Genomic DNA, 2030 nt, shown 5'->3' with positions numbered 1-2030 from the left:
GTACGATGGGTAGGGGAGCGTCGTCTGCCGGGTGAAGCAGCACCGGAAGGTAGTTGTGGACGGTTGACGAGTGAGAATGCAGGCATGAGTAGCGATACAAACGTGAGAAACGTTTGCGCCGATTGACTAAGGGTTCCTGGGTCAAGCTGATCTGCCCAGGGTAAGTCGGGACCTAAGGCGAGGCCGACAGGCGTAGTCGATGGATAACCGGTTGATATTCCGGTACCCGCTGTGAAGCGTCAAACATCGAACCAGGCGATGCTAAGTCCGTGAAGCCGTTCCGGACCCTTCGGGGAATGGAAAGTGGTGGAGCCGACGAACCAGACTTGCAGTAGGTGAGTGATGGGGTGACGCAGGAAGGTAGTCCATCCCGGGCGGTGGTTGTCCCGGGGTAAGGGTGTAGGCCGTGCGATAGGCAAATCCGTCGCACACGAGGCTGAGACCTGATGCCGAGCCGATTGTGGTGAAGTGGATGATCCTATGCTGTCGAGAAAAGCCTCTAGCGAGTTTCATGGCGGCCCGTACCCTAAACCGACTCAGGTGGTCAGGTAGAGAATACCGAGGCGTTCGGGTGAACTATGGTTAAGGAACTCGGCAAAATGCCCCCGTAACTTCGGGAGAAGGGGGGCCACGCTTGGTGAGAGGACTTGCTCCTCGAGCTGGGGGTGGCCGCAGAGACCAGCGAGAAGCGACTGTTTACTAAAAACACAGGTCCGTGCGAAGCCGTAAGGCGATGTATACGGACTGACGCCTGCCCGGTGCTGGAACGTTAAGGGGACCGGTTAGTCACTCTTCGGGGTGGCGAAGCTGAGAACTTAAGCGCCAGTAAACGGCGGTGGTAACTATAACCATCCTAAGGTAGCGAAATTCCTTGTCGGGTAAGTTCCGACCTGCACGAATGGCGTAACGACTTCTCGACTGTCTCAACCATAGGCCCGGTGAAATTGCACTACGAGTAAAGATGCTCGTTTCGCGCAGCAGGACGGAAAGACCCCGGGACCTTTACTACAGTTTGATATTGGTGTTCGGTTCGGCTTGTGTAGGATAGCTGGGAGACTGTGAAGCATGCACGCCAGTGTGTGTGGAGTCGTCGTTGAAATACCAGTCTGGTCGTGCTGGATGTCTAACCTGGGTCCGTGATCCGGATCAGGGACAGTGTCTGATGGGTAGTTTAACTGGGGCGGTTGCCTCCTAAAGAGTAACGGAGGCGCCCAAAGGTTCCCTCAGCCTGGTTGGCAATCAGGTGTTGAGTGTAAGTGCACAAGGGAGCTTGACTGTGAGACCGACGGGTCGAGCAGGGACGAAAGTCGGGACTAGTGATCCGGCGGTGGCTTGTGGAAGCGCCGTCGCTCAACGGATAAAAGGTACCCCGGGGATAACAGGCTGATCTTCCCCAAGAGTCCATATCGACGGGATGGTTTGGCACCTCGATGTCGGCTCGTCGCATCCTGGGGCTGGAGTCGGTCCCAAGGGTTGGGCTGTTCGCCCATTAAAGCGGTACGCGAGCTGGGTTTAGAACGTCGTGAGACAGTTCGGTCCCTATCCGCTGTGCGCGTAGGAGTCTTGAGAAGGGCTGTCCCTAGTACGAGAGGACCGGGACGGACGAACCTCTGGTGTGCCAGTTGTTCTGCCAAGGGCATGGCTGGTTGGCTACGTTCGGGAGGGATAACCGCTGAAAGCATCTAAGCGGGAAGCCTGCTTCGAGATGAGGACTCCCACCCACTTGATGGGGTAAGGCTCCCAGTAGACGACTGGGTTGATAGGCCGGATCTGGAAGCCAGGTAACTGGTGGAGGTGACCGGTACTAATAGGCCGAGGGCTTGTCCTCAGTTGCTCGCGTCCACTGTGTTGGTTCTGAAACCACGAACGGCCCCACGTCCGGTCACGGCGTGGTGCGGCACATGTTCAACAGTTTCATAGTGTTTCGGTGGTCATAGCGTGAGGGAAACGCCCGGTTACATTCCGAACCCGGAAGCTAAGCCTCACAGCGCCGATGGTACTGCAGGGGGGACCCTGTGGGAGAGTAGGAC

At 57.1% G+C, this 2030-nt stretch carries 2 rRNA genes (1 of these 2 running past the window's edge); both read left to right on the top strand.

The annotated features are described in order from the left end of the window. A 23S ribosomal RNA gene (locus ABZ624_RS41880) occupies positions 1-1828 on the top strand (it extends 1364 nt beyond the left edge of the window). Positions 1829-1923: 95 nt separating this feature from the next. Beyond that, positions 1924-2030: ribosomal RNA gene (rrf, locus tag ABZ624_RS41875) — 5S ribosomal RNA — on the top strand; the annotation flags it as partial.

Origin of the sequence: Streptomyces sp. NPDC007205 (assembly GCF_040634095.1) — a bacterium.
Taxonomy (GTDB): domain Bacteria; phylum Actinomycetota; class Actinomycetes; order Streptomycetales; family Streptomycetaceae; genus Streptomyces.
The sequence above is the reverse complement of the archived record's forward strand: the minus strand, read 5'-3'. Positions and strand labels throughout refer to the sequence as shown.